Raw genomic sequence first — 13,512 nt, 5'->3', positions numbered from 1 at the left:
CGAAAGCGCTTTCGGTGAAATGGAGTGGTTACATGGGTACAATTTATGATTTAGCGAAAATAACCGGTTTTTCGATCACGACGGTCTCAAAAGCCTTAAATAATTATTCCGACGTCAGTGAGAAGACAAAAGCAAAAATCGTTCAGGCGGCAGCCGATATGGGCTACTTGCCGAACGCCCACGCCCAGTCGCTCTCGACGAAACGATCTTGGACGATTGGGGTCATGTTCTCGGAAGCAAACGAAGTCGGGATGATGCATCCATTCTTCAACGCGATTATCGAAAGTTTCCGGAAAGCAACGGAGCAACAAGGCTATGACTTGATCTTCGCCTCGCGGAATCTCCGCAATCGTGACATGAGTTACCTCGAGCATTTCCAGCATCGGGCGGTCGACGGCATCGTCGTCATTTGTTCCGATCAAATGGACAAGCATGTCCAGGAACTGATTCAAAGTTCGATTCCAATCGTTGTCGTCGACATGGACAGCACCGATTGCAGTGTCGTCTTCTCGGATAACCTATCCGGCGGGACACTCGCCGTCAACCATCTCTACGAACTGGGACATCGTTTAATTGCCCACATCGCGGGTGATATGACGATCGATGCGGGACTGGCACGAATCGAAGGATACAAACAAGCGATGGATCGACTGGCGTTACCGATTCCGGACGGCTATCTGATCAACGGCGGATTTTTCTCGGTCGAAGAAGGAAAACAGGCGATGCAGACGTTGCTTGCTTTACCGAAACGTCCGACCGCAGTCTTCGTCGCAGGTGACCAAATGGCGATCGGGGCGATGGAAGCGATTCATGAAGCGGGCCTTCAGGTGCCGCACGACATTTCCGTCGTCGGTTACGATGATATCGAAATGTCGAAATACGTCACACCCAAGCTGACGACGGTCCGGCAAGATACGGAACGGATCGGGCAACATGCAGCAGAACTGTTAATCGAACAAATCGTCAACAAACGACGTGTCATGACGACGGATATCATTCCAGTCGATTTGATCGTCCGTCAGTCGACAGGACCCGTAAAACCATAATTCTTTTCGGAATCGCTCTCGCAGGTTGTCTTCGAGAAAACGCGAGAGCGGTTTCGAAATACATGATATTTTTTTGTACGTTTCCGAAAGGGCTTTCGGAACTTTTTTCAGACCATTTACGAAAGCGCTTTCGATATTTTTGGATAATAAATGAGACCGCTTACTTAGGGGACTACCAACAGATGAGAAGGATGGGATGACATGAAGAAGAAGTTAGTCAGCGTATTAACAGTCGGCGCATTAACAGCAAGCGTTTTAGCAGGATGTTCAGGCGGCGAAGAGGAAAAAACGAGCGGCGGCAAGGAAGTCCTGAAAATCTGGTCGTTCACGGATGAGTTAAAAGAGCCAATCAAAAAGTTCGAAGAGAAAAACGGCGTGAAAGTCGAATTGACGATCGTCCCGATCGCTGACTATCCGACGAAGTTAAAGCCGGCACTTGAGAGCGGCGTGGGCGCACCGGATATTTTCACAGGTGAAATCGCCTTCTTGAAACAATGGGTCGATGCGGGCTACTGGGCGAACCTGTCGGAAAAACCATTTAACGCGGGTGACGTCAAAGACGACTATATCCCGTATGTCTATGACATGGGGAAAGACAAAGACGGTAATGTTCGTGCCCTTTCATGGCAAACGACACCGGGTGGCGTTTACTACAAACGAAGCATCGCGAAAAAAGTTCTCGGCACAGATGATCCAAAAGAAATCGGGGCGATGATGAACTCGATGGACGGCGTCTTCGAAGTCGCTGAGAAGATGAAAGGCAAAGGCTACAAAATGTTCCCGGATGAAGGATCGATCCGCTGGTTCGCACAAGGAAATGAGCCGGAAGCTTGGGTCAACGACAAACAGGAACTCGTCGTGACGGAAGACAAGAAAAACTACATGGATTATGCGAAAGAATTACGGACGAAACAATACACGGCACTTGCGCCGGAGTGGTCACCATCATGGTTCGCCGGAATGGACAAGCCGGTTAAAGTCAAAGAAAACGGTAAAGAAACTGAAACAGAAATCTTCTCGTATGTCCTTCCAACATGGGGCTTACACAGTGTCTTAAAAGAAAATGCGAAAAAATCAGCCGGTGACTGGGCTGTCACAAGCGGACCGAGCCCATACTTCTGGGGCGGTACTTGGTTAGGTGTCTACAAAGATTCGAAGAAACAAAAGCTTGCGTATGATTTCGTTAAAATGATGACGCAAGACGATGAGTTCTTGACTGACTGGGCGAAAGAAACAGGGGATGTCCTGGCTTACAAACCGGTTACCGACAAAATCAAAACTGACTTCAAAGATGAGTTCCTCGGCGGACAGAACAACTACGAGTTCTTCCTCGATCAAGCAGACAAGATCACACCGGGAATCGTGACGAAGTACGACCAACAGCTTGATACGTTATACGGTGCGTCTGTCCTGGAATATGTCCAAGGCAAAAAATCAAAAGACGAAGCACTTGCTGAATTCTACAAAAAAGTCAAAAATGCGTATCCGGACGTAAAAGTACCGGAATAAGAAGTCTAGGTGGGGCGGTCCTCGCTTCACCTCTTCTTGTTTAAGAAAGGGGTTTGACCTGTGAAAAAACTTGATCGCCATGGTTATCTGTTCATCGCACCGTTTTGGATCGTCTTCTTGATCTTCAGCATCTATCCGGTTGCCTTGACGTTCTATTACAGTTTCACCAACTACACAGGCGCAGAAGGCGAACAACTCGTCGGACTCGCGAACTATACGCGTTTGCTCGGAGATACGTACTTCATTGAAGCGTTCTTCAATACGATCAAGATTTGGGGACTGAACTTCATCCTGCAAATCGGGGGAGCCTTGATGCTCGCTTTACTGTTCTCGGATTTACAGCTCAAGATGAAAGGGCTCGCGTTTTTCCGCGCGACATTCTACTTGCCGAACTTGATCACGATCAGCTCGGTTGCCTTATTGTTCGGTATCCTGCTCGACTGGCAGCACGGTTCACTCAATATGATGTTACTCAAAATCGGCATCATCTCAGAGCCGATCAACTGGTTGACGCAACCGGTCACAGCACAGATTTCCGTCTCCCTCATCCTGACTTGGATGTGGCTCGGTCACTCGTTCATCGTCGTCATGGCCGGCGTATCGGGCATCTCGAAGGATTATTTCGAAGCGGCACTGATTGACGGTGCGACACGCTGGCAAATCTTCTCGCGGATCACGTTACCGCTCTTAAAACCGATCCTACTTTACATCATGATCACGTCACTGATCGGCGGACTGCAATTGTTCGATTTACCGATGTTGATCACGGACGGTGTCGGTGCGCCGGATGGTGCTCTGAACACGATGGTGCTGTATCTCTACAACCAAGCCTTTAAATACAACAACTATGGCTACGCCGCTGCGGTCGCATACGGATTGTTTGCCATCACGCTCGTCTTTTCAATCATCGTCTTCAAAGGGATGTTCCGAAAAGAACGTTCAGCGAAAGGAGCCTGACCGATGGAACGAAATGCAGAAGCACGTCGGATCGTGCCACAAACGGAAGAACAACCGGAGCGTTCAGAACGTCCACTGAAGTTGACACCACCCCCGAAGCAGAAAAAAGCCTGGTTCGGGAAAAGTCTGATCTACGTCGGACTGATTGCCTTGACGATCGCTTGTATCATTCCGTTTTTGATGATGATCATCAACGCGACCCGCTCGAACGAAGAAGTGTTATCCGGTTTCTCATTGATTCCCGGGAACTCGCTCGCTGAAAACTATGCCGCTTTAAGCTCTTACGTCAACATCTGGTCCGGCTTCAAGAACAGTCTGATCATCGCCGTCCTCGTCACCGTCCTATCGGGATATTTCTCGGCGATGACAGCATTCGGATTTGCCTTCTACCAGTTCAAAGGAAAAAACGTCCTGTTCGTCTTCATGCTTGTCATGATGATGATTCCGGGACAACTCGGATTGATCGGGTTCTACGAACTCAGTAAGAACTTGGGTCTACTCGACAGCTTCATCCCGTTGATCGTGCCGGCGATTGCCAGTCCGTTCACGGTGTTCTTTGTCCGTCAGTACTTACAGACGGTCATGCACCCGAGTTTGATTGAGGCAGCACGGATGGACGGCGCGAGCGAAATGCGCATCTTCCACACGATTGCCTTGCCGATGATGATGCCGGCAATTGCGACGATGTCGATCTTTACGTTCATCGGTTCATGGAACAACTACATCATGCCGCTCGTATTGCTGTTCTCACCGGAAAAGTATACGTTACCGGTCTTGATGGGCTTCCTCAAAGGATCACAAGTTGCCGAAAACCTCGGTTCGCTCTATCTCGGAATCGCGATTTCCGTCGTACCAATTATGATCGCCTTCTTGTTCCTCTCGAAATACATCGTCAGCAGCATCTCAGCTGGTGCCGTCAAAGAATAAACTGGTAAAGGAGCTTACATCTATGAAATTTGCACCGAACTTCGTCTTCGGGACGGCGACGTCCTCGTACCAAATCGAAGGCGCACACGACGAGGGTGGTCGTACGCCGTCGATCTGGGATACATTCTGCGATACGGACGGAAAAGTTTTTGAAAAACACAACGGCGATGTCGCCTGCGACCATTACCACCGGTTTGAAGAAGACATTCAACACATCAAACAACTGGGCGTCGATACGTACCGCTTCTCGATTGCCTGGCCACGGATCTTCCCGAGCAAAGGGCAGTTCAATCCGGAAGGGATGGCATTTTATAAGACACTGGCAACACGTCTGCAGGAAGAAGGCATCAAACCGGCCGTTACCCTCTACCACTGGGATCTCCCGATGTGGGCGCATGAAGAAGGCGGTTGGGTCAACCGCGACTCGGTTGACTGGTTCCTCGACTTCGCCCGCGTCTGCTTCGAAGAGCTCGACGGCATCGTCGACTCGTGGATCACGCACAACGAACCATGGTGTGCCGGCTTCTTGAGCTATCACCTCGGTCAACATGCACCGGGACATACGGACATGAACGAAGCGGTCCGGGCTGTCCACCACATGTTGTTGTCACACGGTAAAGCCGTGGAACTGCTGAAAGGGGAATTCCAGTCCACGACGCCGATCGGCATCACGCTGAACTTGGCACCGAAGTACGCGAAGACGGATTCCGTCAACGATCAGATTGCAATGAACAATGCCGATGGCTATGCGAATCGCTGGTTCCTTGATCCGATCTTTAAAGGACAATATCCAATCGACATGATGAACCTGTTCTCGAAATACGTTCATACGTACGACTTCATCCACGCGGGAGACCTCGCGACGATTTCAACGCCGTGTGATTTCTTCGGAATCAACTTCTACAGCCGGAATTTGGTTGAGTTCAGCGCTGCGAGTGACTTCTTACACAAAGACGCCTACTCGGATTACGATAAAACCGGCATGGGCTGGGATATCGCACCAAGTGAATTCAAAGACCTGATCCGCCGGTTGCGGGCCGAATACACGGATTTACCGATCTACATCACAGAAAACGGTGCCGCCTTTGACGACCAGCTCGTCGATGGGAAAATTCACGATCAAAACCGGATCGATTACGTCGCGCAGCATCTGCAAGCCGTGTCTGATCTGAACGAGGAAGGCATGAACATCGCCGGTTATTACCTCTGGTCGTTACTCGACAACTTCGAGTGGAGCTTCGGGTACGACAAACGATTCGGCATCATCTACGTCGATTTCGATACACAGGAACGAATCTGGAAAGACAGCGCGCATTGGTATGCGAATGTCATCCAGACGCATAAGGCAGCACTTCCGCAAGAAGCGTAACGTCGTCGAACAGGCAAGGTCGAATTCATCGCCCTTGCCTGTTGTTCATTCAAAGGAGGAATTACAGATGAAGAAATGGCTCGCAATTGCCCTCGGAACTGGACTTGTCTTGTCCTATGCCGGGACCGGTCATGCCGAGAAAGCAGACAAAAAAGACAAGGCGAAATGGAAGATGGTCTGGTCCGATGAATTCACGAAACAACAGCTCGACCGGACGAAGTGGACCTATGATACGGGAAACTGGATTGTCGATGCTGAAGGGAATGCGATTTCACCGGGGTGGGGCAATAATGAAAAACAATATTATACGACCAAAAAAGACAATTCCTTTATCCGCGACGGCAAACTCGTCATCCGGGCAAAAGAAGAAAAAACGACCGACTCGCTTGGATCGTACGACTATACATCAGCCAAATTAAAAACAAAAGGCTTGTTCAGCAAGACATACGGACGTTATGAAATCAAAGCAAAACTGCCGACCGGAAAAGGGTTATGGCCGGCGTTCTGGATGCTGCCGGAACAGGACAAATACGGGGCATGGGCTTCGTCCGGTGAGATCGATGTCATGGAAGCGTGGGGCAGTCAGCCGGATAAAATCGCCGGGACAATCCACTACGGTGAAAACTGGCCGAACAATAAATACACCGGCAAGGACTACCACTTCCCGGACGGTGGACGGATCGACCAATGGCATACGTATGCCGTCGAGTGGGAGCCGGGCGAACTCCGTTGGTATGTCGACGGCAACCTCTATCAAACACAAAACGACTGGTACAGCAAAGGCAAAAACACGGCCACCAACTACAGTTATCCGGCACCATTCGACCAGAACTTTTATCTCGTGATGAACCTCGCAGTTGGTGGTTGGTTTGACGGCGAAGTCGACGAGACGACGAAGTTCCCGGCCGAGATGGAAGTCGATTATGTCCGGGTCTATGATCTGAAGAACCGCGACTACCGCGAACCGGTTGAACCGGTCTATGAAGACGTGACGTTACCGGACGGGGCAAAACAACCTCTAGAAGACGGCAATCTCGTCTATGATCAAGCGTATGAAAAAGCCATCAAGACGATCACTGACGGGGCACAAGTCCTTGACCCGACGTACTGGAACTATGTGACGTTGCCGGACTTCGGCGGCAAGGGATCGGTCGACGTGACGGAGCAGAACGGAACCCGCTTCGCCAGCGTCACGATCGATCAACCGGGGGCGCAAAACTATGCCCACCAATTGATCCAAAAGATTTCCCTCGCTCAAGGCGGACGCTATGAAGTCAGCTTTGACGCCAGCAGTGAACAGGCGCGGACAATCGTTGCCAAAGTCGGCGGCGGGGCAGAACGGGGCTACACCAAATATTCGAATGAAGAAGTCATCGATTTGACACCAACCGTCAAACGGCATACGTTCACATTCGATATGGCAGCAGAAACGGATCTCGCGGCACGACTCGAATTCAATCTGGGTCTTGCGCAAGCCGGCGTTAAAATCGGGAATGTCCGTGTCGAACAGGTGCCACGCGGTGAAATCGATGAAACGGCAACCAAACCAGCTTTACCGGACGGCAATCAGATCTACAACGGTACGTTTGACCAAGGGGCGATGGACCGCCTGACGTACTGGCAGTTTGATGCCGGTCAGACAAAAGGAACCGGATTGGTCGACCCGGTGACACGTGACTTTACATTCAAAACAAAAGCACAGACGAAAAAAGGACAACCGGCGACGCTGACACAACGTGGTGTCCAGTTGCAGGAAAACCATCAGTATGTGCTTCGCTTCAAGGCGGACAGCAAGCGAATCAAACAGATTCAAGTCAAGGCGACAAATGCGGATGGAACAACAGCCTACTTGCCGACGCATGACGTGCCGTTGACCAAACAAACAACGACCGTCGAAATTCCATTTACGATGACACAAGCGACGGATTTGAACAGTCAACTCCAGTTCAACTTCGGATTAGCAAAAGGGGAAGTGACAGTGGATGATGTCGAGTTGATCGATGTCACACCGGTCGAAGTCGACCGGTCGCCGCTGAAAAACGGTTCGTTCTCGGACAGACTGAATTTCTGGAGTTCATACGTCCATTATGACGCGCAAGCGGTCGTCTCAACGGTCAATGACGCCGCGAAGCTCGCCATCGCATCAGAAGGACAGGAACCATGGAGCGTTCTGCTGGAGCAAGGCAACTTACAGCTCGTCAAAGGACAGACGTATCAGCTGACGTTTAAGGCAGCGTCAACGGTGGCGCGACCACTCGAAGTCACCGTCGAAAACGCCTCATATACGCGTTACTTCAGTCAGATCGTCGAACTCGGGACGGAAGCAAAAACGTATCAGTTTGACTTTACGCTCGGACAAGACGATACAGCCGGATTGAAATTCTTGCTCGGCAAGGCAGCCGGTTCTCCGTTTGCCGCGCATGACGTGACGATTGATGATGTGACATTAGAAGTGAAGTAAGAGAATAGTTAAACGTACGTTTCACACTGCCCTTTGTAAGAAGGGTGGAGGAAACGTACGTTTTTTGTTAGGCTGAAAAAAAGGGATTTACATCCAGTTGGCGGAAGAGAGTACAGGAGTAAAGAACGTCACCAAATTTAGGAGGAACATAGTTATGGTTCGTTCGACGAAACAGTATGTCGCGTTGTTTGTCGTGCTTTTGCTCGCGACTATCAGTATCAATGCCTGGCCGGCGAGTCTTTATCCGGATGGTTCGATTGGTCTGCTGCAAATCGTAGCATCCTTCGGTTGGCTGATCTTTTTAATCGGTTCTGTGATACTGGTCCGCGAAGAAAAGACAATCTTGTTTGTCTTCAATTACCTGCGTCTCGGGTTCTTAGCCGGCATTATTGTCTATTTAGTCACGTTCTTTGAGCGGTACTGGTTAGGGGAATTTTGGTTTGATATCATATCCGCTATTCAATATCCGTTTTATTATTTGTTTGTGGTCCCGCTGTTTGGGTTCAATGCATGGTTTGACGTCTTATACGGACAGTTTGCGATGTTTGCCGGGTTTGCCTACATCCTGCTGGCGATTGGTGTAAGTGTCCGATACAAAAGACTAGAGGCGAAGCGATTGCGATACTGACAAGCTGATTTTCCTAATTCATCGTTTTCTTCGGACAGCGCGCCTTGGCGCGCTTTTCGTGTCGAAGAGGTGCAGGAAGTTTAAGAACGAACCGGAATGAGCTGATGGTGGAGAACCGATTCGATCAGAGCGACAGTCTCGAACGTCGCGGCGTAGTCAACCGTTTCGTGCTCCGTATGTTCGTGTCTATAGCCGACCGACAGATTGACGGAAGGAATTCCGAAGCCGGCAAATACATTCGTGTCGCTTGATCCGCCATTGGTCGTCGTCTGCCAGTCCGGCATCCCGACGAGACGACCGGCTTCCTCGAACAGCTGACCAAACTCTTGTGTGCAGAACGGTATTTGATTTCGGCAGGCCGTGACAATATCCCGTGTTCCGCGGCGGTCGACGACGATGGCGGCATCCACATCCTTGAGAAAAGCGGGATCGATGCCCTCGGCACCCCGGCAACCGATCTCTTCTTGTACCGTGAAGGCGAGTTTCAGCGTACCGGAGAAGTTCGTGTTCCGGACGCGGTCAAGCATTTCCAGAATGGTTGTGATCCCGGCACGATCATCGGCTCCAAGGATGCCGCTGGAACTGCGGAGTGTCGTGCCGTCCTCAAGAATGACCCGACCCTCCTCGATCAGTTCGACCGTATCCATATGAGCGGACAACAGAACAGTCGGACCGACGCCACACGGAATGGTCGCCAGTACGTTGCCCCGCTTGTCGGTATAGAGGAAATCGGTCTGGGATTTCAGTTCATTGCGAAGGCGCATCGCGACCAGTCGTTCCCGTCTGCTGACGCCGGGGACCTCAAGCCAAGTCAGCAAACGATGTTTAAACCGTTCCAGTCGTAAAGTCTTGAAGTAGTGTTGATCTGCGGTCAACCGGTAGAGACGTTCCGCGAACAGCAAGAGGGAAGCGAACCCGCTTCTGCGGTAGTTCAACTTCAACGTCAGATGAATCAGTTGCATCGTCATCTGTTGCGGCAAGGCAAGCTCAAGAAGTTGCCATTGTTCCAAAGAGGGGGCTTGCTGGAGGGTGATCGAAGCTTGACCGCGGGCATGTCCGTCACAACAAGACAATGTCAGGATACCAAGAGTGTTCAGCCAACGGACGATTCCCCGGATGTACGGATCAAAGGATTGATACGGCAAGTCATCCGTCAATGGATTGATCATCGCTTCTCGCCCGGGCAGATCCTGAAAAGGAACCTGCTGGATCCACTCGATCAGCCGGCGATCACTCCAGTCATTAGTTGGATATTGTAAAATGGATTGAGTTAAACGGGCCACATGCGTTTTGCTGAACCGGTCGTCCTGGCTCAGACCGTGTCGTGCTAAGAGAATCGTTGCGTTTGTCATCAAAAACAGCTCCTTGTCAGATAAGTTGTTTTCAGTGTAGCAAGGGAGCTGTGACAAGCTGTCACACGTCAAAAATGAAGGAGTCACAGGGAATGGAACTGTCAGGATATTTGGAAGCGCAACGAATCCGCCGGGAATTACCGAATGAAACTCACGAGGAACGGGCAATCAAGCGTCAAGCACATCTTGACTTACTTGTTCGTCAGGCAGAGTTTTATAAGTTATCGGATACACCGGACTATTACCAAGCAAAACGGTGGTTACTGGAAGCCATTAAAATCGAAAAACATCATCCAATCGCGAACTATCGATTGGGTTATATCTTGTATCGCGAACGTGAATATGAACAAGCCGCCTATCATTTGAAAACAGCACTTGATGGTACACGGACGGACGTCTTAAGTGACACACAACTGATTTTAGCGAATACGTTTCTCGTTAATTGTGGCGTGGCGATTACGCGGGAAGCCTTGCGGAAGCTTGAGGATTTAGAACTTCAAATCGAGGGCGACATCGATCAAGAACGAATCGACCGTTACCGGGCCGAGATGGTCGTTCAGGATGAGTACGTACTGGACCGGATCTATTACCGGAAAATCGCAGCAGGATATGAAACGATTATCAACGAAGAAACGTTTCACGAGACGCAACCGGGTAAAATGGAACTATTGCTGAAAAGTTCAGATGCCGGGAAAACGTTACATACTGCCGGGCGACCAAGTGATTTGCTGAATCAACATATGTTTTTGACAATCGTGTTATTAAATCAAGCGACATTTCAAACGTATCCGGTCTTGCAGAGTGCTTTGTCCGAGCTGAGTGGACAAGACATCACGTACGATCATATGCGGCAGTTGATTCGAAGAATCCGCGATCGTTTTACCCGGCTGGATCTGATTGAGGCGACACCAATAGTCGTCCTGGGTTCTGCACGTCCTGTCCAAGGATTTCGGATTCACCCGAACTGGTCGGTGACGATTCTTTGCCGGGCAGATGATTTCATTCATCCGATTCAAAAGGAGAGAAGCGATGTTTAGTCCAGTCAGTGAACGTGAGGAAAAAAGCGGGAAACGAAAAGTAAAGTCCCGGAAGACGATTCGATTACGGGATTCGGGTGCTTTTGCATTAGGGTTGTGGTTGACGCTTTTGATCCTCTTGGTAACCCCTTTAATCTTGATGTTTGTCGTCATGTATTTAGCAGGAACACAATAATTCAATCGGATGTTCAAGAAAGGTCTGTCGCGAAGCGGTGGATCTTTTTTGGTTCACAGAAACTTTCTGACAAATCATCCCTGTAAAAATCAAAAAGTCAAAACACATTCTAAAAAAATCCTCTATAATCAAATTATCACTAAAATTTGGAATTTTAAAATTGAGGAGGAATTGACATGAACAAGGCAGTAAAACTCATCATGACCGGTGTACTGAGTCTTTCGTTGATCAGTGTGACATCAGCAGAAAGCCACGCCGCGACGAAAGCGAAGGCCTTCAAAAACTGTACGGAGATGCAGAAAACCTATAAAGGTGGCGTCGCGAAGAAAAAGGGAATTAAAAACCGGACCGGTTACGATAAAAACGGAAAATCCATCTACAAAGACACAAAATACAAAGCATATGTCAGCTCAGCGACATATAACCTTAATACGAAAAGTGACCGTGACAAAGACGGCATCGCCTGTGAACGCTAAAAAAAGACCCACTTCCATTTTGGAAAGTGGGTCTTCATCTGTTTAGTTGAAGTTTTTCTTGAGGAAGTCTGTGACTTCGTCCGGTGTTTTGGCGTTGGCACTGTGTAAGTGACCAAGCTTCTCGTTGTTTTGGAAGACGAGCAGGCTTGGAATCCCCATGACGACGTTGTCCGATGCGATTTCCGGGAACTCGTCTTTGTCGATCGTATAGATCGGCAATTCTTTGAATTGTGCTTCGACATCCGGCATGAAATAATCCATCCGTTTGCAGTCCGGGCACCAGTCTGCTTCGAACTTGATGATGACCGGTGTGTCGCTTGCGATCAATTCTTTAAACGTATCTTCACTTTTAATGTAGTTACTCATGTGTTCATCCCCCTGTTGTTGGTGTGTATCTTTAGTCTACTGATTCCGAGCATAAGATGCACGAATTATGATTGCCCAACAAAGAAATTTTGCAAAAATGTTGGCGGATAGAATGACATCAAGTATGCGCAAATTGCACAAGAAGCGCCATATAACAACAAAAGATGAATTGCCCTCAGGAAACACTATTGGTCTTTTGTTAATTAACTAGTTTTAAGCAAAATGATTTCTATAGACCCACTTGATTTCGACCTGTTACGATGAGGTTTGCTAATCGACAGAGCGAGTGGGGGCGACTACAAATGGATCAACAAAAATACGATAATTTAAAGCTTGGCGAGCGCGGTGCCATCATCAGCATCGTTGCCTATATTGTCTTATCCGTCATTAAATTGATTGTCGGCTATACAGCCGATTCCGCTGCCTTACGGGCAGACGGCTTGAACAATACGACCGATATCATTGCATCGATTGCCGTCTTGATCGGATTACGAATCTCAAGACGTCCGGCAGACGACGATCATAAATACGGCCACTGGAAAAGTGAGACGATTGCTTCGATGGTCGCTTCCTTCATTATGATGGCAGTGGGTCTGCAAGTCTTGATTGATACGATTTCAACGTTATTCGAAGGCAAACAGGAGTCGCCGGATTTGATTGCTGCTTATGTCGGGATCGGTTCTGCCATCGTGATGTACTTCGTCTACCGTTACAATCGGAACTTGTCGCGTAAAATCGACAGCAAGGCAGTCATGGCGGCCGCCAAGGATAACTTGTCCGATGCCTGGGTCAGTATCGGGACGACGGTCGGGATCATCGGTTCCCAGTTCGGGATGCCGTGGCTCGATGTCGTGACGGCGATCATTGTCGGGTTCTTGATCTGTAAGACTGCGTGGGACATCTTCTCGGAAGCGTCTCATGAGCTGTCGGACGGGTTTGATGAACACAAACTCAAGATGTATGAAGATGTGATTTATGATCTTGACGGCGTCAAAGGGATTAAATCAATCAAAGGTCGGAATTACGGCAACAATGAAGTCGTCGATGTCGTCATTCTCGTCAACTCCCAGTTAAACGTCCATCAAGCACATGATATCGCGACGAAGGTCGAGGATACGTTGACCGATGAGTACGGTGTGTACGACATTCATGTCCATGTCGAGCCGGAATGATTGTCTGTTTCCAACTTCAAAAAAATCGTTTGAAAGT

At 49.2% G+C, this 13,512-nt stretch carries 13 protein-coding genes; 11 read left to right on the top strand and 2 right to left on the bottom strand.

All coding sequences use genetic code 11. The features are described from left to right. The first annotated feature begins 32 nt into the window (after window positions 1-32). The 7 genes from P397_RS0115370 (at window position 33) to P397_RS0115340 (ending at window position 8,897) form a co-directional block, all read left to right on the top strand. Window positions 33-1,046 (top strand): LacI family DNA-binding transcriptional regulator, encoded by a 1,014-nt coding sequence (locus tag P397_RS0115370; protein WP_028107078.1) that lies wholly within the window; start codon window positions 33-35, stop codon window positions 1,044-1,046. A 201-nt stretch (window positions 1,047-1,247) separates the two neighbouring features. Continuing rightward, window positions 1,248-2,555 carry an ABC transporter substrate-binding protein gene (locus P397_RS0115365; RefSeq protein WP_028107077.1) on the top strand — a complete coding sequence of 436 codons (1,308 nt, stop codon included), beginning with the start codon at window positions 1,248-1,250 and terminating at the stop codon, window positions 2,553-2,555. Window positions 2,556-2,615: 60 nt separating this feature from the next. Next, window positions 2,616-3,512 (top strand): carbohydrate ABC transporter permease, encoded by an 897-nt coding sequence (locus P397_RS0115360; protein WP_026834090.1) that lies wholly within the window; start codon window positions 2,616-2,618, stop codon window positions 3,510-3,512. A gap of 3 nt (window positions 3,513-3,515) precedes the next feature. Beyond that, window positions 3,516-4,439 carry a carbohydrate ABC transporter permease gene (locus P397_RS0115355; RefSeq protein WP_081777001.1) on the top strand — a complete coding sequence of 308 codons (924 nt, stop codon included), beginning with the start codon at window positions 3,516-3,518 and terminating at the stop codon, window positions 4,437-4,439. 22 nt (window positions 4,440-4,461) lie between these two features. Then, window positions 4,462-5,808, top strand: a complete 1,347-nt coding sequence (locus P397_RS0115350) for a GH1 family beta-glucosidase (RefSeq protein ID WP_028107076.1) — start codon at window positions 4,462-4,464, stop codon at window positions 5,806-5,808. A 67-nt stretch (window positions 5,809-5,875) separates the two neighbouring features. Further along, the gene (locus P397_RS17805) at window positions 5,876-8,269 is read left to right on the top strand and encodes a carbohydrate binding domain-containing protein (RefSeq protein WP_064506619.1); all 2,394 of its coding nucleotides are present in this window, start codon (window positions 5,876-5,878) and stop codon (window positions 8,267-8,269) included. 154 nt (window positions 8,270-8,423) lie between these two features. Beyond that, window positions 8,424-8,897, top strand: coding sequence for a hypothetical protein (locus tag P397_RS0115340; protein ID WP_028107074.1), 474 nt, complete (start codon window positions 8,424-8,426; stop codon window positions 8,895-8,897). 80 nt (window positions 8,898-8,977) lie between these two features. On the opposite strand, the gene P397_RS0115335 is transcribed toward P397_RS0115340, so the two are convergent. After that, complete coding sequence (locus tag P397_RS0115335) at window positions 8,978-10,249, bottom strand: M20/M25/M40 family metallo-hydrolase (RefSeq protein WP_028107073.1); 1,272 nt, start codon at window positions 10,247-10,249, stop codon at window positions 8,978-8,980. Window positions 10,250-10,341: 92 nt separating this feature from the next. Between P397_RS0115335 and P397_RS0115330 the strand changes: the two genes are divergently transcribed. The 3 genes from P397_RS0115330 (at window position 10,342) to P397_RS0115320 (ending at window position 11,937) form a co-directional block, all read left to right on the top strand. Beyond that, entirely contained in the window at window positions 10,342-11,286 is a 945-nt protein-coding gene (locus P397_RS0115330) for a tetratricopeptide repeat protein (protein WP_028107072.1), read from the top strand. Further along, complete coding sequence (locus P397_RS0115325) at window positions 11,279-11,461, top strand: hypothetical protein (protein ID WP_028107071.1); 183 nt, start codon at window positions 11,279-11,281, stop codon at window positions 11,459-11,461. The genes P397_RS0115330 and P397_RS0115325 overlap by 8 nt, the downstream gene beginning before the upstream one ends. 176 nt (window positions 11,462-11,637) lie before the next feature. Next, window positions 11,638-11,937: an excalibur calcium-binding domain-containing protein gene (locus P397_RS0115320; RefSeq protein ID WP_028107070.1), complete on the top strand. Its 300-nt coding sequence runs from the start codon at window positions 11,638-11,640 to the stop codon at window positions 11,935-11,937. Window positions 11,938-11,979: 42 nt separating this feature from the next. Here the strand turns inward: P397_RS0115320 and P397_RS0115315 are convergent, their stop codons facing one another. Continuing rightward, the gene (locus P397_RS0115315; protein WP_026834082.1) at window positions 11,980-12,303 is read right to left on the bottom strand and encodes a thioredoxin family protein; all 324 of its coding nucleotides are present in this window, start codon (window positions 12,301-12,303) and stop codon (window positions 11,980-11,982) included. Window positions 12,304-12,605: 302 nt separating this feature from the next. Here P397_RS0115315 and P397_RS0115310 point away from each other — a divergent pair, with 302 nt between their 5' ends. After that, window positions 12,606-13,475, top strand: a complete 870-nt coding sequence (locus P397_RS0115310) for a cation diffusion facilitator family transporter (RefSeq protein ID WP_026834081.1) — start codon at window positions 12,606-12,608, stop codon at window positions 13,473-13,475. The last annotated feature ends 37 nt before the right edge of the window (window positions 13,476-13,512 follow it).

The sequence above is a fragment of the Exiguobacterium undae DSM 14481 genome, from assembly GCF_000620805.1.
In the GTDB taxonomy this organism is placed as follows: Bacteria; Bacillota; Bacilli; order Exiguobacteriales; family Exiguobacteriaceae; genus Exiguobacterium_A; species Exiguobacterium_A undae.
Note: the sequence above shows the minus strand (reverse complement) of the source record. Positions and strands in the feature narration are given on the sequence as shown.

Excerpts from the sequence above, each read along its gene's own strand:
- P397_RS0115335 (WP_028107073.1), bottom strand. The coding sequence starts at position 10,249 with ATGACAAACGCAACGATTCTCTTAGCACGACACGGTCTGAGCCAGGAC.
- P397_RS0115310 (WP_026834081.1), top strand. The coding sequence starts at position 12,606 with ATGGATCAACAAAAATACGATAATTTAAAGCTTGGCGAGCGCGGTGCC.
- P397_RS0115330 (WP_028107072.1), top strand. The coding sequence starts at position 10,342 with ATGGAACTGTCAGGATATTTGGAAGCGCAACGAATCCGCCGGGAATTA.
- P397_RS0115340 (WP_028107074.1), top strand. The coding sequence starts at position 8,424 with ATGGTTCGTTCGACGAAACAGTATGTCGCGTTGTTTGTCGTGCTTTTG.
- P397_RS17805 (WP_064506619.1), top strand. The coding sequence starts at position 5,876 with ATGAAGAAATGGCTCGCAATTGCCCTCGGAACTGGACTTGTCTTGTCC.
- P397_RS0115315 (WP_026834082.1), bottom strand. The coding sequence starts at position 12,303 with ATGAGTAACTACATTAAAAGTGAAGATACGTTTAAAGAATTGATCGCA.
- P397_RS0115355 (WP_081777001.1), top strand. The coding sequence starts at position 3,516 with ATGGAACGAAATGCAGAAGCACGTCGGATCGTGCCACAAACGGAAGAA.
- P397_RS0115325 (WP_028107071.1), top strand. The coding sequence starts at position 11,279 with ATGTTTAGTCCAGTCAGTGAACGTGAGGAAAAAAGCGGGAAACGAAAA.
- P397_RS0115365 (WP_028107077.1), top strand. The coding sequence starts at position 1,248 with ATGAAGAAGAAGTTAGTCAGCGTATTAACAGTCGGCGCATTAACAGCA.
- P397_RS0115320 (WP_028107070.1), top strand. The coding sequence starts at position 11,638 with ATGAACAAGGCAGTAAAACTCATCATGACCGGTGTACTGAGTCTTTCG.
- P397_RS0115350 (WP_028107076.1), top strand. The coding sequence starts at position 4,462 with ATGAAATTTGCACCGAACTTCGTCTTCGGGACGGCGACGTCCTCGTAC.
- P397_RS0115370 (WP_028107078.1), top strand. The coding sequence starts at position 33 with ATGGGTACAATTTATGATTTAGCGAAAATAACCGGTTTTTCGATCACG.